This is a genomic window from Luteimonas qiangzhengi (genome assembly GCF_039548515.1).
Taxonomy (GTDB): domain Bacteria; phylum Pseudomonadota; class Gammaproteobacteria; order Xanthomonadales; family Xanthomonadaceae; genus Luteimonas.
The window spans coordinates 16,592-40,905 of record NZ_JBCLVE010000013.1 but is presented as its reverse complement, the minus strand read 5'-3'; the positions used below and the strand labels follow the sequence as shown (position 1 = coordinate 40,905).

Sequence of the window (24,314 nt, the reverse complement as noted above, 5' to 3'; positions counted from 1 at the left end):
GGGCCCGCCGCCGGTGGGGCCGGTGTTCAGCCGGCTACGCTTCAGCCGGCCACGATATTGACGATCCGTCCCGGCACCACGATCACCTTGCGCACCTGCTTGTCTTCCAGAAAACGGGCCACGGCGGGTTCGGCCATGGCCTGGGCCTGGATGGCATCGCGGTCCGCATCGGCCGCCACTTCGATGGTGCCGCGCAGCTTGCCGTTGACCTGCACCGCCAGGGTCGCCGTCTCACTGGTCAGCGCATCGGGGTCGACGTTGGGAAACGGCACGTCTTCCAGCAGCGTTTCCGCATGGCCCAGCAGCTGCCACAGGCGGTGGCTGGTGTGCGGGGTGATCGGATTGAGCAGCAGCACCATGGCGCTGAACACCTCATGGCGCAGGGCCCGCCCGTTGGCGGATCGGTCGTCGTACCGGGCCACGCTGTTGAGCAGCTCCATCACCGAGGCGATGGCGGTGTTGAAGCTGTAGCGCCGGCCGTAGTCGTCACCGACCTTCTGGATCACCTGGTGCAGCTGGCGGCGCAGGGCGCGGCCGGCATCATCCAATGCGCCCTTGTCGAGCACCGGCGCGGGACCCTCATCGGCATGCTTGTGCACCTGCGCCCACAGCCGCCGAAGGAAGCGGGCCATGCCTTCCACCCCGGCCTCGTTCCATTCCAGCGACAATTCCGGCGGCGAAGCGAACATGGAAAACAGGCGCACGGTATCGGCGCCGTAGCGATCGATCATGGCCTGCGGATCCACGCCGTTGTTCTTCGACTTGGACATCTTCTCGATCCCGCCGATGCCCACCGGACGGCCATCGGCCTTCAGCCTGGCGCCGGTGACCTTGCCCTTATCGTCGCGGGTGACTTCGACCTCGGCCGGGTTGAACCAGCTCTTCGAGCCGTCCTGGTTCTCGCGGAAATAGGTATCGGCGATCACCATGCCCTGGGTGAGCAGGCGCTTGACCGGCTCGTCGCTGCTCACCAGCCCCTGATCGCGCAGCAGCTTGTGGAAGAAGCGGAAATACAGCAGGTGCAGGATCGCGTGCTCCACCCCGCCGATGTACTGGTCCACCGGGGTCCAGTAGTTGGCACGGCCGTCCACCATGTCGTCCGCTCCGGGCGAGGTGTAGCGGGCGTAGTACCAGCTGGACTCCATGAAGGTGTCGAAGGTGTCGGTTTCGCGCTCGGCCGCGGCCCCGCACTGCGGGCAGGTGGTTTTACGCCATTCCGGGTCGGCCTTGATCGGCGACTGCACGGTGCCGCAGGCGAAGGCGTCTTCCACGTCTTCGGGCAGCACTACCGGCAGCTGATCCTCCGGCACCGCCACCGCACCACAGTCGTCGCAGTAGATCACCGGGATCGGGCAGCCCCAGTAGCGCTGGCGGCTCACGCCCCAGTCGCGCAGGCGGAAGTTGACCTTGCGCTGGCCGATGCCCTCGTCCTGGAAGCGCTTGGCCAGCGCGTCGAATGCGGCATCGAAATCCATGCCGTTGTACTCGGCCGAGTTGATCAGGTGGCCCTGCTCGACGTAGGCACCCTGCTGTTCGATGTGCTCCAGATATTCACGCACCACCGCCACTGCGGCCGAGGTGTCGTATGCGTCAACCGTGGTGCCGGACAGCGCCGCCTGGAACGGGTCCACATCCGCCGCCACGTCCCGCACCAGCTCATCCAGCGCGTCGCGCACAGCAGGCGGCACCACCACCGGCCGAACCGGCAGGCCGTACTGCTTGGCAAATTCCCAATCGCGCTGGTCGTGGGCCGGCACCGCCATCACCGCGCCGGTGCCGTAGCCCATCAGCACGAAGTTGGCCACGTAGATCGGCACGTCCTCGCCGGTCACCGGGTGGATCGCCCACTGCCCGGAGGCCATGCCGCGCTTTTCCTGCCCTTCCAGATCGGCCTCGGACACTCCGCCCTTGCGCAGTTCCTCGATGAAGGCGGCCAGCTCGGCATTGTCCTGCGCGGCCTTCTGCGCCAGCGGATGCTCGGCGGCAATGGAAATGAAGGTCACGCCCATCAGCGTGTCCGGACGGGTGGTGTACACCCGCAGCAGCTCATCCTCGCCATCGACGCGGAAGCCGAATTCCAGGCCCTCACTGCGGCCGATCCAGTTGCGCTGCATGGTCTTGACCGACTCCGGCCAGCCATCCAGCGTATCCAGCCCGTCCAGCAGTTCCTGTGCGTAGTCGGTGATCTTCAGGAACCACTGCGGGATCTCGCGCTTTTCCACCGTGGCACCCGAGCGCCAGCCCCTGCCATCGATCACCTGCTCGTTGGCCAGCACGGTCTGGTCCACCGGATCCCAGTTCACCACCGCGTTCTTGCGGTACGCCATGCCCTTTTTCATCAGGCGCACGAACATGCGCTGCTCGTGCACGTAATAATCCGGCGAACAGGTGGCGAACTCGCGGCTCCAGTCGATCGCATAGCCCAGCGCCTTGAGCTGCTGGCGCATGTGGGCGATGTTGGCGTAGGTCCACTTGGCCGGCGCGGTGCGGTTCTGGATCGCGGCGTTCTCGGCCGGCAGCCCGAACGCATCCCAGCCCATCGGCTGCAGCACATTTTTGCCGGTCATCCGCTGGTAGCGGCTGATCACATCGCCGATGGTGTAGTTGCGCACGTGGCCCATGTGCAGCGCACCGGAGGGGTACGGCAGCATGGACAGGCAGAAGAACGATGGCTTGTCCGGATCCTCGGTCACCTGGAAGGCGCGGGTGTCATCCCAGAAACGCTGGGCGTCGGATTCAACCCTGGCGGGCTGGTAGCTGGCCTGATCGCCGGCCTGATCGGTGGAGGAGGAAGCGGATTCGGACACGGGCATGGGCAACTGTGCGAGGGGACTGGAAAGCCTACCGCAGCGCACAAAGTCCCGCCATCGGGCCGGCCGGCTTGCCGTACTGACGGGCGGTGCTTCTAATGGCAGGCTTCTGACCGGGGAAAAACATGCACAGACTGCTGATCGCCGACACCACGGGGTCCAGACACGCGGACGCGCCATGAGCATCGAATGGTTCGGCTACGCCGCCGCGGTGCTGACCTCCATCGCATTTGTTCCGCAGGCGGTGAAAACCATCCGCAGCCGCGACACCAGCGGCATCTCGCTGGGCATGTATGTGATTTTCACCATCGGCATCGGCTTCTGGTTCGCCTATGGTGTCGCGCTCGGCTCCTGGCCGATGATCCTCGCCAACATCACCACCTTCGTCCTGGCCGGAACAATCCTGGTGATGAAGCTGCGACACGGGTGAAGGTCCCCCGTAGACCCGCCGGCCCTCAACATGGCCGCGATGTGCCGGTATTCCGGTTCACGCGGCTTCGCGCGCATGGCGCGCTCCTACTGGTTGCGGGTGGCGAGCCACGGCGTGAGAGCCAGCCACAAAAGCCACGTTGCGAGAGCGATGCGCTGGGCGATGGGGGGTTCCAGCACCGCTGCCGGGATGAACATCATCGCCAGCAGCACAATCACCGCCGCGCTGGTAATTGCACGCACCTCCCGCATGCCCACGGCCAACAGCGGCGCGCCGGCGGCAAACGCGATCCACCAGATCATCCACGCGCTCGCATGCAGCCCGCTGGCACGAGCGTCGAGGTTCATCGGATCCAGCGGCAACAGGCCCTGAGCGGCAAAGGCCAGCGCCGACAGCAGCAGCATTCGCGCACCAATGCGCGCCAGCCAGCCGGCCCGCACGGGAAGCCGCCGATACAGCCCATGCGCCACCATCGCGGCAAGCAGGCCAGGCATCACAAACCCCACCAGATTGAACGCCAGCGCCGCGGGCACCCCGCGAGCGCCGGGCAGGGCCAGCGGGTACAGCGCGTGCGAATAGCCCTCCAGCGCCATCCCGCCCAACACCACAGCCGCGATGCAGCACAGCGCCGCACACCAGGCGGCCACGTTCATCCATTGACTCATCGTCCATCGGCTCATCGCTTTCCCTCCCAGCGAAATACCTGCTCCACACCCACCCCGAACACATGCGCGATGCGGAACGCCAGCTCCAGCGAGGGCGCGTAGCGCTCCGCCTCCAGCGCGATGATCGTCTGCCTGGTGACCCCGCAGGCATCGGCCAGCGCCTGCTGGGTCATTTCGCCGTGCTCGAAGCGCAACCGGCGGATGTCGTTGGCGATCGGCGTGCCGCTCAATGCCGGTCCCGCCAATACATTGCCGCCGTCGCCCCGCACTCCACCAGCCAACTGCACACCAGGGCAAATACCAGCAGGTTGCCGATCATGAAGTGGCTGGCCCACTGCAGCCGATCGGGCGGCGAAAACCCGAGCAATACTGCCAGGGCGACCACGCCAACCACCAGCGTCCCTCGGCTCCAGGCGGCGGCACGCACTTCGATCTGGCGGTCGCGTTCATCCTCCTGCACCTGATCCTTCCAGCGCGAAGCCATCAGCTTCGACAGCACGATCCAGGCCACCAGCAGCAGCACCAGCTTGCGCGCCACCGCCGACGCCGCCGCCATGGAGCTGCCGTCCATCAGCTTCAGATTCGTGGCCAGATAGGCGGTCGCCACCAGCATGAAAGCCAGGCCGATCCAGGCCTTCCATTCGCCCGGTGACACAGCGCGCTCGAACTCTCCCGTCGGCATCCGCGACACCGCACGCATCGATACCGCGGTCACGCCGATCAGCAGGGCCACGCCCAGTCCGCCGACATCGGCGCCAAACACGCGCCCGCTGCCCAGCAGCAGCCACAGGCCGAACCCTGCGACCGCAAGCAACCCTCCCCCGTGCCAACGTTGGATCATCATGATGTCACCTCAACCGGACTAAACGTAAAGTATCTTTTACTTTGCCGCGCCGGCATGTCAAGTTCTTTTTACATCGGCTTGGATTCGTGAACCGCCGCCACCATGCTTGCGTCATCGCATCAGGAAACTTCGAATGAACCAGCCGTCCTCTTCCTCCCACGTCTTCGACGCCACCGCCGCCAATTTCGAAACCGACGTCCTGCAGAAATCCACCCAGGTCCCGGTCCTGATCGATTTCTGGGCCGAATGGTGCGGCCCGTGCAAGACGCTCGGACCGATCCTTGAAAAGGTGGCCGGCGAATACAACGGCGCTTTCGAACTGGCCAAGGTGGACGTGGAAGCCGAGCAGCAGCTGGCCGCCGCGTTCCAGATCCGCTCCATCCCCACCGTGTTCCTGCTGGCCAACGGCCAGCCGGTGGATGGATTCGCCAGCGCCATCAGCGAGGGCGAGGTGCGCGAATTCCTCAAGCGCAACGGTATCGAGCCGGCCGCGCCTGCACTGGAAGGTTTTGAGAATCCGGATGACGATTCCGCCGCTGCCACTCCGGCCAAACCGGTCGATCCGCACGCCGAAGTAGCCCGCCTGCAGGCCCAGGTGGAAGCCGAGCCCGACGTTGACGAACACAAGCTCGACCTGGCCCTGGCCCTGCTGCGCACCGGTGCCACCGATGAAGCCCGCAAGCTGCTCGACGGACTCCCGGCCAACCTGGCCACCGACGACCGCACGGTCGCTGCGCGCGCGCGACTTGAATTCGCCGCCCTGCTGGCCGACGCACCGGCGCCCGCCGAGCTGGAAGCGGCCATTGCGGCGGATCCTTCCGACCTGCGCGCGCGGCACCTGCTGGGCGTGCACCTGATTGTCGGCGGCGATGCCGAAGCGGGCTTGGAGCAGTTCATCGAGATGCTCCAGCGCGACCGTGATTACCAGGACGGGCTGCCGCGCAAGGCATTGATCGACGCGTTCCAGATCGTCGAGGATCCCGCCGTGGTGGGTCGCTACCGCAGGAAGATGTCCTCGCTGCTGTTCTGACCCAGCCATGAAGCCGTCCACCCTGCGCCACGGCATGAACCTGTGGCCACCATTCCTGTTCTCCGGCATCCACGTGGCGGCGATCGCGGACGACTGGCGCAGCGCCCGGGTGGAGCTGCGCATGCGGCCGTGGAACCGCAATTACGTCGGCACCCACTTCGGTGGAAGCCTGTTTTCCATGACCGATCCGTTCTGGATGATGCTGGTCAAGGAATCCCTCGGCCGCGACCACTACGTCTGGGACCAGGCCGGCGAAATCGAATTCCTCAAGCCCGGCCGCGGCACCGTGCACGCCAGCTTTGAACTGGACGAGGCCACGCTGGACACCATCCGCGTGGCCACCGCTGGCGGCGCCAAGTATCTGCACTGGTTTGAAACCAAAGTGCTCGACGCCGAAGGCGAAGTGGTCGCGCGCGTGCGCAAACAGGTCTACGCCCGGCGCAAGCCGGGGCGCTGACGACCCTTCAGTGCCCGCCGCCGGCTGTCGCCACCGGCACGTGCAGCTGCGGCGGCAGCGGGATCGCCCAGTGCGTGTCGCGCTGCTGGTTGAACAGCGACATGCGCAAACCCGTCCCGCCCTCATTCACTTCGATACGGCGCGACCCTCCCCGCGGCAGCTGCGGGCTTGCTGCCAGCAGCGCGCGGGTATCCCGCGTGTCGCCATCTGTCACCTGCCCACGCATCCACACCAGCGCCTGCAGCAGCCGGATGCGGGCGGCGGCGTCCTGCGCCCGGGATTCGTAGGCTACATATGCCGGCGCGGCAATCTCGAACAGGATGCAGCCCGCCAGATTGGCCCAGCATTCAACCCGTCCCAGCCCCGTTGGGACCCCAGGCACTTCTATGGGCACTCCCTGCTCGCGCAGGTTCGCGGCTTCTTCGCTGCAGGGCCAGGCCAGGTAGCTGGCTCGCATGGCATCGCTCGCTTCCTGGTCGTATATCAGGGCCGTCTGCAAGCGCTCCGCGGTCGACAGATCGGTCTGCATCCCGGCGATGGCCGATGCGCCCAGCTGCCATTCACCACGCATGGCCTGGCAGGTGCCCAGCTCATGCGGCTGCAAGGACGCGAGCGCCTCCCCGCATTCGGACGGAAGGTCGTGACCCGCCGGCAGTTCAGCCAGCATTTCGGCCAGTAAAGCTGCCTGACCTTCAATCGCCCCCACGCCGACCATGGAAACCAGCAGCGAATTGCTGTTGGTGGCCAACCTGCGATAGCCGGCAATGGCCCGACAGCTTCCGGCCAGCGCCCGGTCATGCTCTCCGTCGACAAACCACAATGCGTGGCGCGTCATCGGCAGGCCGAGCCACTGCAGGGATGGGTACGGCGTATTCACCGTCGGAGGGGCCAAGGTGTATGCGTAGTCGTAATCCACCAGAGCCTCCACCCGATCCACAAGCGGACCCGCCGCAGACAGACGCTCGGCGTGAGCCTGACGATCGCTGCGCACGTGGGCCAGGCAGCCGCTTTCACGCAGCTCGCATGAAGCGGGCTCATCGGCGAGCAACAGTGCCAGATCGCGATAGCGCTCGGCCGCAACGCTCCGGGAACCACCGACCGCCGGCAACGTGTCAAACCGTGCCACATCCTCCGCCGCCACCCGCTCGAGTTCTGCAAACGGCACATCCCACTGCAGCAGCCACGCCAGCGGCCAGGCATTGCGGCCGATGGGCTCGGGGATCTGCTCGAACAGCGCCAGCGCCGCACGCTGTTCCGCCGAAGGCCCGCGTAACCGCGAGAATCCCCACAGCGCGGCCAGAACCACCCCCAATGCCAACAGCGCAATCCCGATCCGCACCAGCCAACGACGCATCCCCTGCCCTCCCTGACGGCCGCGCCCGGCCGATTGAATCCCGTAACCGTAGGCCATTTCACACCACGGCGCGAACCGGGCGCCGTATGCTTGCTGGCAGTTCCAGGGGGGAATGTGATGACGATTCAGCCATCGCCACCGAACAGTGCATCCATGCCGGAGATCGTCGGCTACCGGCTGCTGCGCGTGCTGGCCGAAGGCCTCACCTCAATCATCTTTCTGGCCGAGCAGGAGTCACTCGGCCGCCAGGTGGCGCTGAAGGTGATGCGCCCGGATGCGCTGGCCGATGAAGTGAGCCGGCGCCGGTTCGAGAACGAGATCCGCACCGTTGGCCGGCTGGATCATTCGCACATTGTCGGCATCTTCCACATCGGCCGGACCACCGACGGGCTGCCGTATTACTCCATGCCCTACCTGGCCAACGGCCACCTGGGACAGCGCGACTTCAGCAACGACGAGGCTGGTGCACGCGAGGTCCTGCGCGGCCTGCTCTCGGCCCTGGCCTATGCCCACGGCCGCGGAGTGATCCACCGTGACGTCAAGGCGGAAAACGTCCTGTTTGACGATGCCGGCGGTCCGTTGCTGGCGGACTTCGGCATTGCCCTGCGCCGGGGCTACGGCAGCCGCGTCACCAGCGCCGGCCTGGCCGTGGGCAGCACCGCCTACATGGCACCGGAGCAGGCGCGTGGCGAAGAAGTCGATCCGCGTGCCGACCTCTACAGCGTGGGCGTGCTGGCCTGGGAGATGCTGGCCGGCGAACTGCCCTACCAGGCACAGGACGCGCTGGCGATGGCCGTGATGCACGCGCGCGATCCGATCCCTCGCCTGCCGCCGCACCTGCGCCACTGGCAGCGCTTCATGGACCGGGCGCTGGCCAAGTACCCGCTCAAGCGTTTCCACGACGCCAACGACATGCTGCAGGCGATCGAACAGGTGCCCATGCCTGGCCGTCCGCGGCGCTTCGCGCCAGGCGCCTGGCTGCGCTCCGCTGCCAGGCCCCGGCGCATGCCCAGCTCCGCCTGGATCATCGGCGGCCTGGTGCTGGCCGCGCTGCTGGGGCTTGGCCTGCAGCGCTTCGGCAACGCTCCAGATACGCCCGCAGAGCGCTTCTTCCGTGCTGGCGCGGAAGCACCCGCAAACACCCGTGCACCGCAGGAGGCTTCGGCTTCGGAAGACGGGACCCCGCTCAGCGAAGCAGCTGCGCCCCAGTCGCGGGCCGGACACCTCATCGCCGACGCCAAGCGTCAGATCCAGGCCCGCCGGTTGACCACCCCGGCCGGTGACAACGCATACGACACGCTGATTGAAGCCATCGCAGAGGACACCGAGCATCTAGAACTCGCCCCGACGGCGGCGACACTGGTCGGCGCGTTGGGACAGGAAGGCGCACGCAGGCTGCAGGCCGGCGACACCTCCGGCACCGTCGCCGCGCTGGAAAAGGCCAGCCGGATCGGCGAGCTGGTGGCCCCCGCCGCCGAAGCGGAATTGGAAGCGACACGGCGCACTCTCGCCACGGCAATCGAGGCGCGCGTGCAGGAAGCCGCGCGACAGTTCGACCGCGAAGCGGCACAGCGCAACCTCGAGACAGTGGCGGGGATCGGGTTGGACACCGCTTCCCGTGAGCGCCTGGCCGGACTGGTCCGGGCCATCCCCGCGGTTGGCCAGGTGGTGCCCGGTGATCCGGCCCGGATGACCGTGCAGCGTGGCGGCGACGACGCATACGCGCTGACCCGGCTGCACATCAGCCGCAACGAGTACACCCGCTTTGCCGAAGCCACCGGACGCGAGCCGGCCCTGTGCCGCGAGCGCGCCTCGCTGCTGCGGATGCTCTCGCCGCGTGACTGGACTTCACCCGGTTTCGAACAATCCGGCAGTGATGCCGTGGTCTGCGTGTCCTGGGATGATGCCGACGCCTACGCACGCTGGCTGGGCCAGCAGAACGGTGCCCGCTACCGCCTGCCCACTGCCAGTGAAGCCAGCGCGCTGCCCGTCACCGCTGGCTCCCAGCCGGTGGCGGAATGGCTGCTGGACTGCAATGGCGATTGCCAGACCCGTGCGGTGGCCGGCGAAAGCTGGCGCCGCAACAGAGCCGCCATGCGCTCGACCGAACGCGGCTACGACGACGTGGGCTTCCGCCTGGTGCGCGAACCCTGAAGCCCCCCGCCGGGGACTGGAACCGGACCCCGGAAAGCATGACGGGCGCAATCTGCGCCCGTCATGTTGACTACTTCAGCATTCGCCGTCAGGCGGTGCGGCGCGTCCGTCCGCCACCGCCGCGGTGCTGCTTGGGCCCCGCATGCGGGGCCGCACCGCGCTGCTGCGGCTTGCCGTGTCCACGGGCCGCCGGCTTGCGCGCCGGGCGCTGTCCGTCGGGCCGCTGACCGGCACCGCGTCCACCACCACGGCCCTGGGCGGGCCTGGCATCCATGCGCAGCGGATGGCTGGGCTCGAATCCGGCCACGGTTTCCAGGGCGATATCGGTCTTGAGCAGGCGCTGGATGTCGCGCAGCAGGCCACCTTCCTCCGGAGCCACCAGTGACAGGGCCTCACCCTGGGCACCGTTGCGGCCGGTGCGGCCGATCCGGTGCACGTAGTCTTCGGCCACCATCGGCAGATCGTGGTTGATCACCAGCGGCAGGTCGGGAATATCCAGGCCGCGGGCGGCCACGTCGGTTGCCACCAGGATCCGTGCGCGACCGGCCTTGAACGCGTCCAGCGCCTTCTGCCGCTGCGCCTGGCTCTTGTTGCCGTGGATCGCCACTGCCGGCAGGCCGGCCTCGCCAAGCTGTTCGGCCAGGCGGTTGCAGCCGTGCTTGGTGCGCCCGAATACAAGCACCCGGTCGGTGTGACGCTTGGCAAGGATATCGATCAGCAGATCGCGCTTGCGGCTCGAATCAACCGGATGCACGCGATGCACGATGGTGTCGGCAATCGTGTTCTGCGTCGCCACCTGCACTTCAACCGGACGGTCCAGCAGCTCCATGGCCAAAGACCGGATGCGCGACTCGAACGTGGCCGAGAACAGCATCGTCTGACGCTGCTTGGGCACGCGCGAGAGCACCCGCTTGATCGAGGGCAAAAAGCCCATGTCGAGCATGCGGTCGGCTTCGTCCAGCACCAGTACTTCGATGGCATCCAGCTTCACGTGGCCGGAATCGAGATGGTCGAGCAGGCGGCCCGGGCAGGCGACCAGCACGTCAACGCCGCGGCGCAGGTTGTCGATCTGCGGCTGCATGCCAACGCCACCAAAGATCATGGTGACGTTGAGGCGCAGGTGACGGCCGTAGGCCTTGATGCTGTCGGCAACCTGCACCGCCAGCTCACGCGTGGGCACCAGCACCAGGGCGCGCGGCTTGCGCGGACCCTTGGGCGGGGTTTCCTTGGCCAGGCGCTGCAGCAGCGGCAGGCCAAAGGCGGCGGTCTTGCCGGTACCGGTCTGGGCCGCACCGAGGATGTCACGACCTTCCAGTGCGCCCGGGATCGACTGGGCCTGGATCGGGGTGGGAATGTTGTAGCCGGTTTCATTCAGCGCGCGCAGCAGTGCCGGCGACAGGCCGAGGGTTTCAAACGTCATTGTTGTATTACTCCGAGAAAGCGATCGCGCCGAAGCGGTACGCAGCTGCGCACCGTTGACCGGTCTGATCTTTGGCTTGCCCGGAGCTATCCAATACCGCGCTGCAGGCAAATTTGTGACGGCTGCCGGAGGTTCCGGGCCGTGTCTGCGCGACGAAAAGGACGTGCGGGATAAGAAGCCGGGCCGGAGCCGAGGCGGGCATACCAGGATCGTCACTGCTTGAAAGCAGGGGGCAGCCGTTTTGCAGAACAGGGCGAGTTTACGTCAAAACGCGGACTGGCGCGCATTTGCCGTCGCCCCGTTCATGCGACGGAAGGCCGGACCGGTTGCCCGCGTGCTTGCTAAACTCCCGCGCTGCTGCGGCCCGGCCCACCGGGTCCGCCCCAAAGGAGCCAGCACATGTCGTTCGACCCTTCCCGCGCTTTCCTGCGTCCGACCGCCCTCGCACTTGCCACGATCCTGTTCGCCGGGCTGGCAGCGGACGTCAGCGCACAGCGCCGCGCCGCTGCGCCCGCTGCACCGACCGCCTGCACCGACTTCTATTCCTTCAGCAACAAGGACTGGCTGGAAGCGAACGCCCTGCCCGGCCCCGGCATTGCTTCGGCATCGGCTCTGCAGGAGCTGCGCGACCTGGCTGCGCGCCAGCAGCGGCAGCTGCTGGACCAGGCCATGAATGCGCCGCAAAACGAGATCCAGCAATTGCTGGGCAACTTCTGGGCCAGCGGCCTGGACGAGGCCGCCGTGGAGACCGACGGCTCCGCGCCCATCGCTCCGCTGCTCGCCCGTATCGATGGCATCCGTCGTGCCCGTGACATTGCACCGACCATCACGGCCCTGCACCAGGTGGGTATCCCGGTGGCGTTCGGGTTCAACGCCGACGTGGACCTGGCCGACCTCGACCGCCACATCGGCTACTTCACCCAGGGCGGCCTGGGCCTGCCGGGCGCGGAGTTCTACAGCCGGGATGACGAGGAAACCGGCGCGCTGATGGAGCGCTACCGCCAGTACGTGCGCAGCATCCTGGCGCTGACCGGGGTGCCCGAAGACGCCCTGGATACGCAGGTCGAAGCGGTGCTGGATCTGGAAACGCAGCTGGCCGGCCACTGGCGCGGCGCGGAGATGCGTGACCCGCGCAACAACCATGCGCTGGTCCCCACGGCCGGGCTGCGCAGGCAGTTCCGCCAGCTGCGGCTGGACCAGTTCCTCAGCGAACAGGGTGTCGAGAGCGAACAGGTGTCGCTGGCCAATCCGGAGCTGTTCGGACTGCTGGATCACCTGGTGGCCAATGCCCCGGCCTCGCAGTGGCAGTCGTACCTGCGCTTCCACGTGGGCAACGCGATGGCGCCGTACCTGTCGCAGGCATTCCGCGATGCGGAGTTTGCGTTCCATGGCAGGGTGCTGCGCGGTGAAACCGCTCCGGCCGCGCGCCCTGACCAGGTGCTCGCCGCGATCAACCAGGCCGCCGGCCCCATGCTTGCCCGCGAGTACGTTGCCCGCCACCTGCCCGACATCACCCGCACCCGCGCCGAGCGGATCGCCGGCCAGGTGCGCGATGCCCTTTCCGCGGCCCTGCAGGACAACGCCTGGATGGACCCCACCACCCGGGCCGAGGCCGCCCGCAAGCTGCAGGGTCTGCGCATCGAAATTGGTGCGCCGGTCCAGGACCTTGATTTCAGCGTGCAGCCGATGGGCCGCGACAGCTTCGGCGCCAACATGCTGATCGCCTCCACCTGGCGCCACGCCCAGGAGATGCGTCGGATCGGCCAGGCCAATGTGTCACAGCGCTGGGATGTCCTGCCGCAGCAGCCCGCCCTTGGCTATGACCTGGCCCAGAACCGGCTGATCGTGTCGGCCGCCGTGCTGCAGCCACCGGTGCTGGACATGGCCGCCGATCCGGCCAGCCACTACGGCAGCTTCGGCGCGCTGGTGGGCCATGAGCTGGGCCGCAGCATCGATATCCTCGGCCGCAACGTGGATGCCGACGGCAACGTGCGCGACTGGTGGACGCAGGCCGACCAGACCGCCTGGACCGAGCGCACCCACGGCCTGGCCACCCAGTACCACACCTATGTGTTCCCGGGCGCGCCCGATGCCATGGGGGACGGCACCCGCAACCGCGACGCCAACGCCGCGGATCTGGCCGGACTGGAACTGGCGTGGGCGGCCTACCAGGCGTCTGACGACAGGCCTTCCAGCGAAGTCCCGCAGGAGTTCTTCCGCAGCTGGGCCGGCCTCTGGCGCCAGCAGGTCTCGCCGGATGCAGCGGCCGTATCCGCAGCCAATCAGCTGCAGACGCCCGGCCAGTGGCGCACCAATGGCCCGCTGGCCAACCTGCCGGCCTTCGGTGAAGCGTTCGAATGCAAACCCGGCACGCCGATGCAGCGCGCCGAAGAGGAACAGGTCAGCATCTGGCGCTGACCGTTGAGGACAGAGCCGGGCCCACGGCCCGGCGATGTCTCAGAACCGGCGTACGTTGCCGCCGCCGCCCGGTCGCCTGCTGAAAGGCGGCCGGCCGCGCCACTGCTGGATCAGCAGCCAGCCGAACAGCATGCCGCCCAGGTGCGCGAAATGGGCCACGCCCGAACGCGTGCCGCTGATGCCGGCGACCAGCTCGATCACGCCCAGCGCGATCACCAGCGTGCGTGCCTTCATCGGGATCGGCGGGATCATCAGCATCACCCGCTGGTTCGGAAACAGCATGCCGAAGGCCAGCAGCACCCCGAACACGCCGCCCGAAGCACCGAGGGTGGGGTACGGCGGCCCGCCCTGTGCCAGTGACCACGAGACGACCACCAGCTGGCACAGCCCGGCACCCACCACGCAGACCAGGAAATAGGTCAGGAACCGGCGCGGCCCCCAGGTGTGTTCCAGCGGCGCGCCGAACATGAACAACACCACCATGTTGAACAACAGGTGGAACAGCCCGGCATGCAGGAAGCCATAGCTCACCAGCTGCCAGGGCAGGAACGGCAGGCCGCCGGCATCACTGCCACCCAGTGGCCAGAGCATGAACGGTAAAAACAGCTGATTCCCGATCAGTGCCTGCAGCAGGAACACAACCACGTTGATGACCAGCAGGGCCCTGGTGACGGGGGGAAGGTTGGAAAACATCCGCACTCCTGAGATGACTGGCCATCATAACCGCCTGGCCCGGGGCTGTCGGCGCCTGTGATGGCGCGCGCAAGCACAGTCCGCGCTTACGCCCAACCCAGCGCCTGCAGGGCGCGGAACATTCCGTAGGCCATGCCGGCCGACATCGGGATAGTGAGGATCCAGGCCCAGACCATTTTGTTGACCACGCCCCACTTGATCGCGTTCAGGCGCTTGGCCGTGCCCACGCCCATGATCGCCGAGGAAATGTTGTGGGTGGTCGACACCGGAATACCCAGCGCCGAAGCGCCAAGAATCACCGAAGCGGCGCTGGTTTCAGCAGCAAAACCGTGGATGGGGTGCAGCTTGACCAGCTTGTGGCCCAGGGTCTTGATGATCCGCCAGCCACCGGCAGCCGTCCCCGCCGCCATCACCACTGCGCAGGTGATCTTGATCCACAGGTCGATGCCGCCCTCGGTGAGGGCTTCCTCGGATGGATGCAGGAAGCCCAGCAGGGCCGGCAGGTTGTCCAGCGCGCCGGTTGCCTCCGCGCTGACCAGGGTCAAGGCCACGATGCCCATGGTCTTCTGCGCGTCGTTCATGCCGTGGGCAAAGCCCATGCCGGCCGCGGACACGATCTGGCTCTTGCCGAAGAATGCATTGACCCAGCGCGGGCGCACCATGCGCGCAAACACGCCGCCCGCACGCGCCAGCATGGCAATGATGAAAAACAGCACTCCCATCATCAGGAAGCCCGAGGCGAAGCCGAGCACGGGCGAGCCCACCATCGGCACCACCACTTTCCACAGCACGCCTGCGCTGCGCCACACCGGCTCGGCCGGCTCGGACCAGATCACCACGTCGAAATTCATTTCCGCCGCTGCCAGCGCCGCACCAATCAGGCCACCGATCAGCGCATGCGAGGACGAGGAAGGCAGTCCGAACCACCAGGTGATCAGGTTCCAGATGATGCCGCCCATCAGCGCGCACAGAATCAGCTGCGATCCGACCTCCACCACGCCGGCGTCGATCAGGCCCGACGCGATGGTCTGCGCCACCGCGGTACCGGCCAGCGCGCCAAGCAGGTTCATGGATGCCGCCAGGCCCACCGCCTGCATCGGCGAGAGCACCTTGGTCGCCACCACGGTGGCGATCGAGTTGGCGGTATCGTGGAACCCGTTGATGTATTCGAACACCAGCGCGGTCAGGACCACGACCAGGACAAGGCTGAGCATCCTGACGGTCCCTTACGAGTTCTTGAGCACGATGTCGTAGGCGACCACGCCGGCTTCGCGGCAGCGGTCGATGGCCTTTTCAAGGATTTCAAAGAACTCCTTGAGCAGGAACATGTGCAGCGGGTCGAGCTTGCCCGAATAGATGTCGCCGTAGAGCTCGAGCATCAGCCGGTCGGCCTCGTTCTCGATCGAACGCAGCTCGTCGTTGAGCGCCTTCATCGGCTCCAGCTTCATCTTCGGCAGCAGGCGGACCATCTGCACCACCACGCCGGCGGCCTGTTCGAGCATGGCCGCGCGCGGGGCGAAATCGATGTGCTCCAGGTTCTGCACGGCCAGCGCGTAGCGATCGGCAAATTTCTCGATCTGCTTGGGAATGCGGTACAGCGCCGAGCCCAACGCCTCGATGTCCTCGCGCTCCATCGGCGTGATGAAGCTGTCCACCAGCTCCTGGCTGATGAGATTGGAGGTTTCGCGGGTGCGCGTACGCGCCAGGCGGAATGCGTCCAGCGCAGGCTGGCGATCGGCTTCCCGCAGCATGAGGTGCAGGGCCTGGGCGGCATCCTGGGCGGACACGGCCGCGTCCTCAAGCAGGGAATAGAACCGGTTGCCCCGGCCGAAGATGGTTTGCAGGGAAAACATCTGGAGACCTTTTCAAATGCCAGCGGCGGATGCCCGGCGTCTACGGGAGCGGATTATGACGGTTGCAAGACACTTTCGCCTAGTTGTCACACTCCATGTGCCCCGGGGCCTCGCCCGGACCCCGGCCGGCACCATGGCTCAAAGTGGGTCGCCAACACATGCTGGCTGGTATCATCCTGCTCCGCGCTGTTGCGCTGAAGAACCCATGGACGACATTCCCTTACCGCCCTGCCGCACCGCCTTCCGCGCTGCCGGCCTGCCCGCCCCGTCCCACCCCACCCCGGCACGGGACTTCTCCTGATGCTGGAATTCCTGATCGTTCTGGTCCTGATCGCCTGCAACGCGTTCTTCGCGCTGTCGGAAATGTCGGTGGTCACGTCGCGAAAATCGCGGCTCAGGCAGCGCGCCGGTGACAGCCGCTCCGCCCGCAAGGCGCTGGAGCTGGCCAACGAGCCCGAGCGCTTCCTGTCCACGGTCCAGGTGGGAATCACCCTGATCGGCATCCTGACCGGCATGTTCGGTGGCCGCGCCATCGGCCAGTCGATCAGCGAGCAGCTGCTCCAGGCAGCGCCGCAGCTGGCGGCCACGGTGCCGTTCATGGAGACCAGCTGGGCCGACACCACCGGCCTGCTGCTGGCGGTGAGCCTGATCACCTACCTGACCATCATTTTCGGCGAGCTGCTGCCCAAGCGCCTGGCGCTGCTGGCACCGGAGCGCATCGCTTCGCTGATCGCGCTGCCCATGAACGCCATTTCGCGGGTCGCCAAACCGGCCGTGTGGCTGCTCAGTTCCAGCGTGCATGCGGCGCTGCGCCTGCTGCGGCTGTCCGACACCGAAGCGGCCAAGGTGAGCGAAGAGGAGATCCTGCTGCTGGTCAGTGAAAGCCATGAGCAGGGCGTCATCGACGACGACGAACGCAACATGATGAACCGGGTGCTGCAGCTGGGTGACCGCAGCGCCGAGAGCCTGATGACGCCGCGCACCCGGATCGTGTGGCTGGATGACACCGAGAGTTTCGAGGAGAACATGGCCTGCATGCGGGCCACGCCGTTCTCGCGCTATCCGGTCTATCGCGATTCCGATGCGGAGGTGATCGGGGTGCTCGAGGTGAAGTCGCTGCTGGACCGGCTCAATCCGGGCGGATTCGACCTGTTCACCCAGCTGCGCACGGCCCTGTTCGTGTCCGAATCCACCCCGGCGCTGAAGCTGCTGGAAATATTCCGCGAGGAAAAGCAGTCGCTGGCCCTGGTGGTGGATGAATACGGCGACATCTCCGGTCTGATCACGGTCAATGATCTGCTGGAGGCGGTGATCGGACGCACCCGCAGCGGCGAGGGTGAGGGCGCGACCCCGCTGGTGATCACCCGCGACGACGGTTCAATGCTGGTGGATGGCGGCGTGACCAACGACACCATGCGCGAACTGCTGGGCACGCGCCTGCCCGACGAGTCCGACCACGATTACCACACCGCCGCGGGCATGGTGATCGCCCACTTCGGCCGCATCCCCAATACCGGCGAATGGTTCGAATGGGGCGGCTGGCGAATAGAAGTGGTCGATCTGGACGGCCCGCGCGTGGACAAGCTGCTGCTGCAGAAGCTGCCCGAACCTGCGTCCGGCGATGACGACTGACGCCAGCGGTCCCGGCACTAGCAGCAAGCAACGCCGCGAGGCCGGCGTGCGGGCCCTGCTGGCCGCCTACACCGTAGGTGATCCCGACGAGCCGCTGCGCCTTGATGACCTGCTGGCCGGACTGGGCAAACGGGTCTTCGGCATGCTGCTGGTCATCGCGGCGATCCCCGCTTTCATCCCGGTCCCGGGCCTGGCCGGGGCCATCAGCGGCCCGCTCACCGTGATCGTGGGCGCGCAGCTGCTGCTGGGTTTCCGGCGGCCGTGGCTGCCCCGCTTCCTGAAACGCCGCGGCCCGTACCGGCACACCCTGATCGGGTTCGAGCGGCGGATTTCACCGCTGCTGGCGCGCATCGAGCGCCGCATCCGCCCGCGCATGGCGGGCGTGCTCGACTCGCGCCTGGCGGCCTCGTTCACCGGCCTGCTGGTGGTGCTGCTGGGCATCCTGCTGGCGCTGCCGATCCCGTTCACCAATTACCTGTTCGGCGTGCTGCTGTTGGCCTTTGCGCTGGCCCTGCTTGAGCGCGACGGCGCGCTGATGCTGCTGTGCTGGGCCGCCGGGCTGATTGCGATCGCGGTGTTCGGCGTGGCCAGCGGCGCTCTGGCTGCCGCAGTGGCCCAGTGGCTGACGCCGCTGCTCCAGGGCGCGGGCTAGATCAGCAGGGTTAGATCAGCAACCGCAGCTCTTCGCCGCTGACCGGGTGGCCCAACCAGTAGCCCTGGGCCAGGTCGCAGCCGCGCTCACGCAGCAGCTCGTACTGCCCTTCCCGCTCCACCCCTTCGGCCACCACGGTCATGCCCAGCGAGCGGGCCATGGCGATGATCGCGGTGGTGAGGGCCAGGTCGTCCGGATCGCGCAACACGTCAGCGATGAAGCTGCGGTCGATCTTCACCCCATCGATCGGAATGCGCCGCAGGTGGCTAAGCCCGGAGAACCCGGTACCGAAATCGTCCAGCCAGATCCGCACCCCCGCCGCGCGCAGACGGGCCAGCGGCCGGTCCGTGCGCAATTCATCGCCCAGCACCGCGGTCTCGGTCAGCTCCAGATGCAGGCGCGTCGCCGGCAGGGAGGTCTGGCTCAGTACGTCCTCCACCTGCTGGGCCAGATCGCCACTGCGCAGCTGGCGCGGAGACACGTTGACCGAGACGAACATGCCATCCGGCCCGGCGCGCTCCTGCCAGCCCGCGGCCTCCTTGCACGCGGTCGTCAGCACCGCCACGCCCAGGCTCTCGATCAACCCGCTCTGTTCGGCCACGTCGATGAACACCGATGGCGCCACCATGCCCTGGGTCGGGTGCCGCCAGCGCAGCAGCGCTTCGGCGCCCACCAGGCGGTTGTCGGCCATGTTGAACAGCGGCTGGTACACCACGCTCAGCTCGCCCCGCTCCCAGGCCCCGCGCAGGTCCTGTTCCATGCGGACCCGGCGCTCCACCGCCTGGTCCATGGCCCGGCTGTAGAAGCGATGGCAGTTTTTGCCCGCCACCTTGGCCTGGTACATGGCGATATCGCCGTTTTTCATCAGCAGCGCCGCACTGGACGCATCGTCGGGGAACAGCGTGACGCCGATCGACAGCCCCAGGAACACCGGCCGCTCTGCCACCATCAGCGGCCGGCCCAGCTCCTCGACCAGGATGCCGCCCAGCTGCCCGGCCACCTCATGCACATCCGCACCGTCCGGAACCGGCAACAGCACCACGAATTCATCCCCGCCAAACCTGGCCACCACCGCCGAAGGGGCATATCGCTCGACCACGTCGCGGATGCGCTCTGCAAACTGCACCAGCACTTCGTCCCCGGCATCGTGGCCCAGGGTGTCGTTGACCCGCTTGAAGTTGTCGATATCGGCAAACAGCAGGGCCATGTGGCCGCCAACGCCGTTCGCCTCGACACGCTGGTCCAGGATTTCCCGGAACGCCACCCGGTTGTGCAACCCGGTCAGGGCGTCGGTATAGGCCATCCGGCGGATATCGCGGTCGTGGCGCGCGATGCTTTCACTCATGCGGCGGAAGCCGCGCATCAGCTCGCCCACCTCGTCGTGACGGCGACTGTCCGGGACGCTGACCGTGAAGTTGCCCGATTCGATCTCACGTGCGGCCTCGGCCAGCTGGCGCACCGGGCGCACCAGGGTGCGCTGGGCCAGCAGCACCATGACCGCCGCCAACACCACCAGCAATGAAAGCAGCGCCGCGATCGCTATGCCGTGGCGGCTGGCGATCTCCTCCAGGCCGGCACGCAGGCCACCGGTCGCCTGGCGTGCGTCCTGGCGCACAGAGTCGAGCGAATAGCCCACCCGGACCCCGCCCAGGCTCTGGTCGCCGATGGTGATCGGCGCAGATACCTCGAAGCCGCGGCCAGCGCCCAGCGCCTGGTTTTCCTCAGCGCCGATCGCGCCCGACGCCAGGGCCTCATCCACTTCCCGGCCGAACGTGGTGATTTCACGCGAGCCGTCGTGCACCACCTCGCCCGTTGTTGAATACACCACCACGTATTCAACGTCTGCCTGCCGGTGCACGCTGGCAATGGTTTTGCCGATTGCCTCCAGATCGAAGTAGTAGAGCGGATTCACCAGGTCGCCGGCCAACCGGTCCACACTGGCCTGTACGTTGGCCTGCAACCTGCCGTGCACCAGCGTATTCATGGCATCGCGGGCGCCGTCCAGCATGTCCTCGCGCATTGCATCCTGGCGCTGCAGCACCAGGGCCATCACCGTCAACGTGATCAGCAGGGCCGCCAGCATCGCGGTGAGCACTCTGGCTTGCAGGCCGTAACGCATCTTCATTCGATCTCGTCGCTGACCCGCAGTACCGCGGTGCGCAGATACTGCAGCTGGTGCGCGGCCTCCCCATCAATCGGCAGGAAGCGCGTGGTGCCGAAGAAGTGCTGCAATGCCTCTGCAGCCTGCGGATCATCAGCCGCTTGTTCCAACACGCTGCGCAGTCGTTCGCGCACCTTCGGATCCATGCCGGCGCGGGTAATTTCCAGCGCCCGCGGGAAGTCCGGGGTCTCGTGGATCAGCACCAGGTCACGACGGTAGGAAGGCGGCATGGCGCGGGTGTTGTTCCAGTCCAGGTCGCTCATTGCGCCCGCGTCCACCAGCCGCTTGTGCACCCAGGTGGCGATGTTTGATTCCGATCCGGCGAACAGGTAACCCACCGACTCCGGGTCAGGTTGATCGACTGGGGAAAGCAGGATCTCCATCGGAAGATCACGCGCGAGCAGTTCGGTGACGGGGACGAAGTAGGCGCTGGTGGACGAGCGGTTCTGGAAGGCGACACTGCGGCCGCGCAGCGCTTCGAGGGTCTGGATCCCGCTGTCCCGACGTACGAAAAACACGGTGCGGTAGCGGCTGACGCCGCTGCGCTCGGTCAACAGCAGCGGTTCGGCGCCGGCCCTGTGCTCCAGCAGCATCGCGGCGGCGGCGGTTTCGGTGACCCAGTCCACCCGGCCACGGCGCAGGTAGCTGAGCATCTGCTGGGCGTCACGCGCCATCAGGATCCGGCCCTCGCGGATTCCGACGTCGGCCATCCGCGGCACCACGTAGTCCAGCAGCGGCTGGAGCTGGGCGTAGTGGCTGGCCGGGTCATCGCTGATCCGCCCCAGCACCAGCACGTCATCGCCCTCGGCGGCGACGGGTGATGCGGCCAGCAGCGCGGCGAAGACACCCGACAGGAGGAAAAGCAGGCTGCGGGTCACGGCGTTCAGATCAGTGTCCCCGGAATGACTGGAATCGAGATTAGCCCAATCCCCAATGGCCTGGCAGTGTCCATCGGCCCCGTCAGTCCCGGGCCAACCGGGCCATGCGCTGGCAATCAGCCAGCACCCCGCGCAGCAGGCGCACCTCGCCGGCATTCAGGTCCGTGCGCACGAAAATGCGGCGCAACTTGCGCATGGCCGCGTCCGGGTTGCGGCCCTTGTGAAATTCGATCTCGTCCAGGGTGTCATGCAGCTGGCCGAAAAACCCTTCAACTTCGGCATGGCTGGCCAGCTGATCTGCGCTGGCGGCTGGGGGCAGCGGGCCTGCCTGGCCCTGCTCCAGCAACGCCAGGCGCAATTCGTAGCTGATCACCTGAACCGCGGCAGCGAGATTGAGCGAGCTGTAGCCGGGATTGGAGGGAATATGGATGGCCCGGTGGCAGAGCTGGAGTTCGGAGTTCTCCAGCCCGGTGCGCTCCCGTCCAAACACCAGCGCCACTTCCGCGGCCTGCGCGGCTTGCACGGCCTGCCCAGCCGCTTCACGGGGAGCAAGCTGCTGGAGCGCAATCCGCCGGTCGCGGGCGGTACAGCCCAGCACCAGGTGGCAGTCCGCCACCGCTTCGGCGAGGTCCGCGTGGAGCGTCGCCTGCTGCAATACCGAATCGGCGCCGGCAGCCATGGCTTCGGCTTCGGCGTGCGGGAAATGCCGGGGGGCCACCAGCGCCAGCCGGGCCAGGCCCATCGTGAGCATGGCCCGCGCCGCGGCACCGATATTGCCGGGGTGCTGGGTTCCCACCAGCACAATGCGGATCCTGCTGGACGCACCGGACGGTGCTGCGGAGGGTTGGAGTTCAATCGGATCGTCAGCCATGCACGGATGTTAAACTGTCCGGCCAGCCAACAGCGCTGCCCGTTCTTTCCCCCTGCTGTCCCCCCAAGCGCCCGGAGCCCGTCGCGATGCTAAAACCTGCCGTCAACATCATGATCAAGGCGGCCCGCGCCGGCGGCAACGTGCTGCTGCGCCACATGCACCGTCTGGATGCACTGAACGTGGTCGAAAAAGACCGTTACGACTATGCCAGCGAGGTGGATGGCCTGGCCGAGGCCGAGGTCATCAAGGAGCTGCGCCGCGCCAACCCCGAATACGCCGTGCTCGGCGAGGAAAGCGGCCTGCTGAAGGGCAACCGCGGCCCCACCCGCACCATGTGGGTGATCGATCCGCTCGATGGCACCAGCAACTACCTGCGCGGCATTCCCCACTGGTGCGTGTCGATCGCGCTGGTCGAAGACGGTGAGCCGCAGCACGGGGTGATCTTCGATCCGCTGCGCAACGAGCTGTTCACGGCCAGCCGCGGCGGCGGCGCGCAGCTCAACGAGCGCCGGATCCGGGTTGCCGATCGTCGCGAGCTCTCCGGCGCACTGGTGGGCACCGGCTTCGCTCCGCGCGAGCGCGCCCGCGCCGGCGCCCAGCTTGAATGCGTGCGCCAGTTGTTGATCGATGCCGAGGACGTGCGCCGCAGCGGCTCTGCAGCGCTGGACCTGGCCTACGTGGCCTGTGGTCGCCTGGACGCGTATTTCGAAGCGGGGCTCAAGCCCTGGGATATCGCCGCCGGCGCGCTGCTGGTCCGCGAAGCAGGAGGCCGGGTGGCCGACTTCAAGAACGCCGCCACAGGCCGCATGGACGACCGCGGCACCGCCAGCCGCCAGCTGCTGGCCGGCAACGTACGCGTAACCGAGCCGCTGCAGAGGATCATCGCCTCCTCCGGCTACGCCGCCGCGTTCACCGGCCTGGCAACCGTCGCAACCGACTGACGCTTCCGGGTTGGACAGAAACGAAAAAGGCCGCGCAGTGCGCGGCCTTTTTCGTGGGCGATGCCTTCCCGATCAGGGACGCCGCGCCAGCGCCTCCTCATCCTTGGCCTTGGGCAGCAGGTCCTGCTTGGTAACGGTCAAGAAGCCGACCGTCAGCAGCGGACAGGCCAGCAGGATCGAGGACAGCGTGCCAATCACCGCGCCCATCATCTGGGTCAGTGCCAGGCCTTCCAGTGAGCCGCCGCCGTAGAAGTACAGCGCGGTCACCGACAGCAGGAACACCACAGAGGTGATGATCGTGCGCGACAGGGTCTGGTTGATCGACGCGTTGAACACGGTCAGCGGATCGGCGCGCATGCTGCGGAAGTTCTCACGCACGCGGTCAAACACCACGATCTTGTCGTTGATCGAGAAGCCCATCACCGCCAGCAGGCCCGCCAGCACGGTCAGGTCGAACTCGCGCCCGGTCATGGCCCAGAAGCCCGCCACCACGATCACGTCGAAGAACGTGGTCGCGCTGGCCACCACCGCGAACTTCCATTCAAACCGGAAGCCGATGTAGATCATGAAGCCAACCAGCACGAAAATAATCGCGTTGATGGCCTTGGCAGCCAGCTCATCGGACACCTGCGAGCCAATGGACTCGCTGCTGATCACCGTGGCCGGGTTGTCGGGCGTGCTCACCGCGGCAATCACGTCCTGCACCAGCTGGGCGTTCTGGTCCACCGTCAGCTGCTCTTCCTCCGCACGCAGGCGCACCAACAGGTCCGCACCGCTGCCGAAGGTCTGCACCTGAGCGTTGTCGTGGCCGGCCTGTGCCAGCTGCTCACGCACGCTGTCGACATCGGGGGCCTGGTCGAAACGCAGGGTGACCGATGTGCCTCCGGTGAAGTCCAGCGCGTAGTTGAAGCCCTGCGTGGCAATCGCTCCGATCGCCACCAGAAATACCACCAGGCCCGCGATCATCGTGACCCAGCGCATCCGCATGAAGTCGACGCTCGGGTTCGCGGGAAGCAGGGAAATCGGGAAAATCTTCATATCGTCGGTTCTC

Annotated in this window: 21 protein-coding genes; 8 read left to right on the top strand and 13 right to left on the bottom strand. The window is 66.9% G+C overall.

Translation table 11 applies throughout. The features are described from left to right. Positions 1–41: 41 nt before the first annotated feature. Positions 42–2,807, bottom strand: a complete 2,766-nt coding sequence (gene leuS / locus WCE59_RS13800) for a leucine--tRNA ligase (protein ID WP_449284153.1) — start codon at positions 2,805–2,807, stop codon at positions 42–44. Positions 2,808–2,988: 181 nt separating this feature from the next. On the opposite strand from leuS, the gene WCE59_RS11330 reads away from it, so the two are divergent. Next, a complete protein-coding gene (locus tag WCE59_RS11330) occupies positions 2,989–3,240 on the top strand; it encodes a SemiSWEET transporter (protein WP_343258884.1) in 252 nt (83 codons plus the stop codon). Positions 3,241–3,326: 86 nt separating this feature from the next. Here the strand turns inward: WCE59_RS11330 and WCE59_RS11325 are convergent, their stop codons facing one another. The 3 genes from WCE59_RS11325 to WCE59_RS11315 are packed head-to-tail and all read right to left on the bottom strand — an operon-like array spanning position 3,327 to position 4,749. Further along, a complete protein-coding gene (locus tag WCE59_RS11325; RefSeq protein ID WP_343258883.1) occupies positions 3,327–3,920 on the bottom strand; it encodes a DUF998 domain-containing protein in 594 nt (197 codons plus the stop codon). Next, a complete protein-coding gene (locus WCE59_RS11320; protein WP_449284152.1) occupies positions 3,917–4,135 on the bottom strand; it encodes a helix-turn-helix transcriptional regulator in 219 nt (72 codons plus the stop codon). Before WCE59_RS11320 ends, WCE59_RS11325 begins: the two co-directional genes overlap by 4 nt. Next, positions 4,132–4,749 carry a hypothetical protein gene (locus tag WCE59_RS11315; protein ID WP_343258882.1) on the bottom strand — a complete coding sequence of 206 codons (618 nt, stop codon included), beginning with the start codon at positions 4,747–4,749 and terminating at the stop codon, positions 4,132–4,134. Before WCE59_RS11315 ends, WCE59_RS11320 begins: the two co-directional genes overlap by 4 nt. Positions 4,750–4,882: 133 nt before the next feature. Here WCE59_RS11315 and trxA point away from each other — a divergent pair, with 133 nt between their 5' ends. After that, positions 4,883–5,779 (top strand): thioredoxin, encoded by an 897-nt coding sequence (gene trxA / locus WCE59_RS11310; RefSeq protein WP_343258881.1) that lies wholly within the window; start codon positions 4,883–4,885, stop codon positions 5,777–5,779. 7 nt (positions 5,780–5,786) lie between these two features. Then, entirely contained in the window at positions 5,787–6,236 is a 450-nt protein-coding gene (locus WCE59_RS11305; RefSeq protein ID WP_343258880.1) for a DUF4442 domain-containing protein, read from the top strand. A gap of 7 nt (positions 6,237–6,243) precedes the next feature. Here the strand turns inward: WCE59_RS11305 and WCE59_RS11300 are convergent, their stop codons facing one another. Then, on the bottom strand, positions 6,244–7,590 hold the full coding sequence (locus tag WCE59_RS11300) for a hypothetical protein (RefSeq protein WP_343258879.1): 1,347 nt from the start codon (positions 7,588–7,590) through the stop codon (positions 6,244–6,246). Positions 7,591–7,707: 117 nt separating this feature from the next. Between WCE59_RS11300 and WCE59_RS11295 the strand changes: the two genes are divergently transcribed. After that, positions 7,708–9,744: a bifunctional serine/threonine-protein kinase/formylglycine-generating enzyme family protein gene (locus WCE59_RS11295; protein ID WP_343258878.1), complete on the top strand. Its 2,037-nt coding sequence runs from the start codon at positions 7,708–7,710 to the stop codon at positions 9,742–9,744. A gap of 88 nt (positions 9,745–9,832) precedes the next feature. Here WCE59_RS11295 and WCE59_RS11290 read toward each other — a convergent pair whose 3' ends face one another. Then, the gene (locus WCE59_RS11290) at positions 9,833–11,164 is read right to left on the bottom strand and encodes a DEAD/DEAH box helicase (protein WP_343258877.1); all 1,332 of its coding nucleotides are present in this window, start codon (positions 11,162–11,164) and stop codon (positions 9,833–9,835) included. A 399-nt stretch (positions 11,165–11,563) separates the two neighbouring features. On the opposite strand from WCE59_RS11290, the gene WCE59_RS11285 reads away from it, so the two are divergent. After that, positions 11,564–13,582, top strand: a complete 2,019-nt coding sequence (locus tag WCE59_RS11285) for a M13 family metallopeptidase (RefSeq protein WP_343258876.1) — start codon at positions 11,564–11,566, stop codon at positions 13,580–13,582. Positions 13,583–13,621: 39 nt separating this feature from the next. Here the strand turns inward: WCE59_RS11285 and WCE59_RS11280 are convergent, their stop codons facing one another. From WCE59_RS11280 to WCE59_RS11270, 3 genes are all read right to left on the bottom strand, one after another. Beyond that, positions 13,622–14,275 carry a rhomboid family intramembrane serine protease gene (locus WCE59_RS11280; protein ID WP_343258875.1) on the bottom strand — a complete coding sequence of 218 codons (654 nt, stop codon included), beginning with the start codon at positions 14,273–14,275 and terminating at the stop codon, positions 13,622–13,624. Positions 14,276–14,361: 86 nt separating this feature from the next. Next, complete coding sequence (locus WCE59_RS11275; protein WP_343258874.1) at positions 14,362–15,489, bottom strand: inorganic phosphate transporter; 1,128 nt, start codon at positions 15,487–15,489, stop codon at positions 14,362–14,364. Positions 15,490–15,501: 12 nt separating this feature from the next. Next, on the bottom strand, positions 15,502–16,128 hold the full coding sequence (locus WCE59_RS11270) for a DUF47 domain-containing protein (protein ID WP_343258873.1): 627 nt from the start codon (positions 16,126–16,128) through the stop codon (positions 15,502–15,504). A 300-nt stretch (positions 16,129–16,428) separates the two neighbouring features. Here WCE59_RS11270 and WCE59_RS11265 point away from each other — a divergent pair, with 300 nt between their 5' ends. Beyond that, a complete protein-coding gene (locus WCE59_RS11265; protein WP_343258872.1) occupies positions 16,429–17,760 on the top strand; it encodes a hemolysin family protein in 1,332 nt (443 codons plus the stop codon). Beyond that, positions 17,750–18,412, top strand: coding sequence for an exopolysaccharide biosynthesis protein (locus tag WCE59_RS11260; RefSeq protein WP_343258871.1), 663 nt, complete (start codon positions 17,750–17,752; stop codon positions 18,410–18,412). Before WCE59_RS11265 ends, WCE59_RS11260 begins: the two co-directional genes overlap by 11 nt. A gap of 10 nt (positions 18,413–18,422) precedes the next feature. On the opposite strand, the gene WCE59_RS11255 is transcribed toward WCE59_RS11260, so the two are convergent. The 3 genes from WCE59_RS11255 to WCE59_RS11245 all read right to left on the bottom strand — a co-directional run bounded on the left by WCE59_RS11255 (position 18,423) and on the right by WCE59_RS11245 (position 22,322). After that, on the bottom strand, positions 18,423–20,537 hold the full coding sequence (locus WCE59_RS11255; protein ID WP_343258870.1) for a putative bifunctional diguanylate cyclase/phosphodiesterase: 2,115 nt from the start codon (positions 20,535–20,537) through the stop codon (positions 18,423–18,425). After that, positions 20,534–21,451 carry a phosphate/phosphite/phosphonate ABC transporter substrate-binding protein gene (locus WCE59_RS11250; protein ID WP_449284151.1) on the bottom strand — a complete coding sequence of 306 codons (918 nt, stop codon included), beginning with the start codon at positions 21,449–21,451 and terminating at the stop codon, positions 20,534–20,536. The genes WCE59_RS11255 and WCE59_RS11250 overlap by 4 nt, the downstream gene beginning before the upstream one ends. An 82-nt stretch (positions 21,452–21,533) precedes the next feature. Then, on the bottom strand, positions 21,534–22,322 hold the full coding sequence (locus WCE59_RS11245; protein ID WP_343258869.1) for an RNA methyltransferase: 789 nt from the start codon (positions 22,320–22,322) through the stop codon (positions 21,534–21,536). 86 nt (positions 22,323–22,408) lie between these two features. Here WCE59_RS11245 and WCE59_RS11240 point away from each other — a divergent pair, with 86 nt between their 5' ends. Next, complete coding sequence (locus WCE59_RS11240) at positions 22,409–23,263, top strand: inositol monophosphatase family protein (RefSeq protein ID WP_343258868.1); 855 nt, start codon at positions 22,409–22,411, stop codon at positions 23,261–23,263. Positions 23,264–23,335: 72 nt separating this feature from the next. On the opposite strand, the gene secF is transcribed toward WCE59_RS11240, so the two are convergent. Next, entirely contained in the window at positions 23,336–24,301 is a 966-nt protein-coding gene (gene secF, locus WCE59_RS11235; protein WP_343258867.1) for a protein translocase subunit SecF, read from the bottom strand. Between the last annotated feature and the right edge of the window lie 13 nt (positions 24,302–24,314).

What these genes read in the sequence shown, in the direction of transcription:
- WCE59_RS11330 (WP_343258884.1), top strand. Translation starts at nt 2,989, where the DNA reads ATGAGCATCGAATGGTTCGGCTACGCCGCCGCGGTGCTGACCTCCATC.
- WCE59_RS11265 (WP_343258872.1), top strand. Translation starts at nt 16,429, where the DNA reads ATGCTGGAATTCCTGATCGTTCTGGTCCTGATCGCCTGCAACGCGTTC.
- WCE59_RS11255 (WP_343258870.1), bottom strand. Translation starts at nt 20,537, where the DNA reads ATGAAGATGCGTTACGGCCTGCAAGCCAGAGTGCTCACCGCGATGCTG.
- WCE59_RS11280 (WP_343258875.1), bottom strand. Translation starts at nt 14,275, where the DNA reads ATGTTTTCCAACCTTCCCCCCGTCACCAGGGCCCTGCTGGTCATCAAC.
- WCE59_RS11325 (WP_343258883.1), bottom strand. Translation starts at nt 3,920, where the DNA reads ATGAGCCGATGGACGATGAGTCAATGGATGAACGTGGCCGCCTGGTGT.
- WCE59_RS11260 (WP_343258871.1), top strand. Translation starts at nt 17,750, where the DNA reads ATGACGACTGACGCCAGCGGTCCCGGCACTAGCAGCAAGCAACGCCGC.
- WCE59_RS11315 (WP_343258882.1), bottom strand. Translation starts at nt 4,749, where the DNA reads ATGATGATCCAACGTTGGCACGGGGGAGGGTTGCTTGCGGTCGCAGGG.
- WCE59_RS11290 (WP_343258877.1), bottom strand. Translation starts at nt 11,164, where the DNA reads ATGACGTTTGAAACCCTCGGCCTGTCGCCGGCACTGCTGCGCGCGCTG.
- secF (WP_343258867.1), bottom strand. Translation starts at nt 24,301, where the DNA reads ATGAAGATTTTCCCGATTTCCCTGCTTCCCGCGAACCCGAGCGTCGAC.
- WCE59_RS11300 (WP_343258879.1), bottom strand. Translation starts at nt 7,590, where the DNA reads ATGCGTCGTTGGCTGGTGCGGATCGGGATTGCGCTGTTGGCATTGGGG.
- trxA (WP_343258881.1), top strand. Translation starts at nt 4,883, where the DNA reads ATGAACCAGCCGTCCTCTTCCTCCCACGTCTTCGACGCCACCGCCGCC.
- WCE59_RS11270 (WP_343258873.1), bottom strand. Translation starts at nt 16,128, where the DNA reads ATGTTTTCCCTGCAAACCATCTTCGGCCGGGGCAACCGGTTCTATTCC.
- WCE59_RS11285 (WP_343258876.1), top strand. Translation starts at nt 11,564, where the DNA reads ATGTCGTTCGACCCTTCCCGCGCTTTCCTGCGTCCGACCGCCCTCGCA.
- WCE59_RS11245 (WP_343258869.1), bottom strand. Translation starts at nt 22,322, where the DNA reads ATGGCTGACGATCCGATTGAACTCCAACCCTCCGCAGCACCGTCCGGT.
- WCE59_RS11275 (WP_343258874.1), bottom strand. Translation starts at nt 15,489, where the DNA reads ATGCTCAGCCTTGTCCTGGTCGTGGTCCTGACCGCGCTGGTGTTCGAA.
- WCE59_RS11295 (WP_343258878.1), top strand. Translation starts at nt 7,708, where the DNA reads ATGACGATTCAGCCATCGCCACCGAACAGTGCATCCATGCCGGAGATC.
- WCE59_RS11240 (WP_343258868.1), top strand. Translation starts at nt 22,409, where the DNA reads ATGCTAAAACCTGCCGTCAACATCATGATCAAGGCGGCCCGCGCCGGC.
- WCE59_RS11305 (WP_343258880.1), top strand. Translation starts at nt 5,787, where the DNA reads ATGAAGCCGTCCACCCTGCGCCACGGCATGAACCTGTGGCCACCATTC.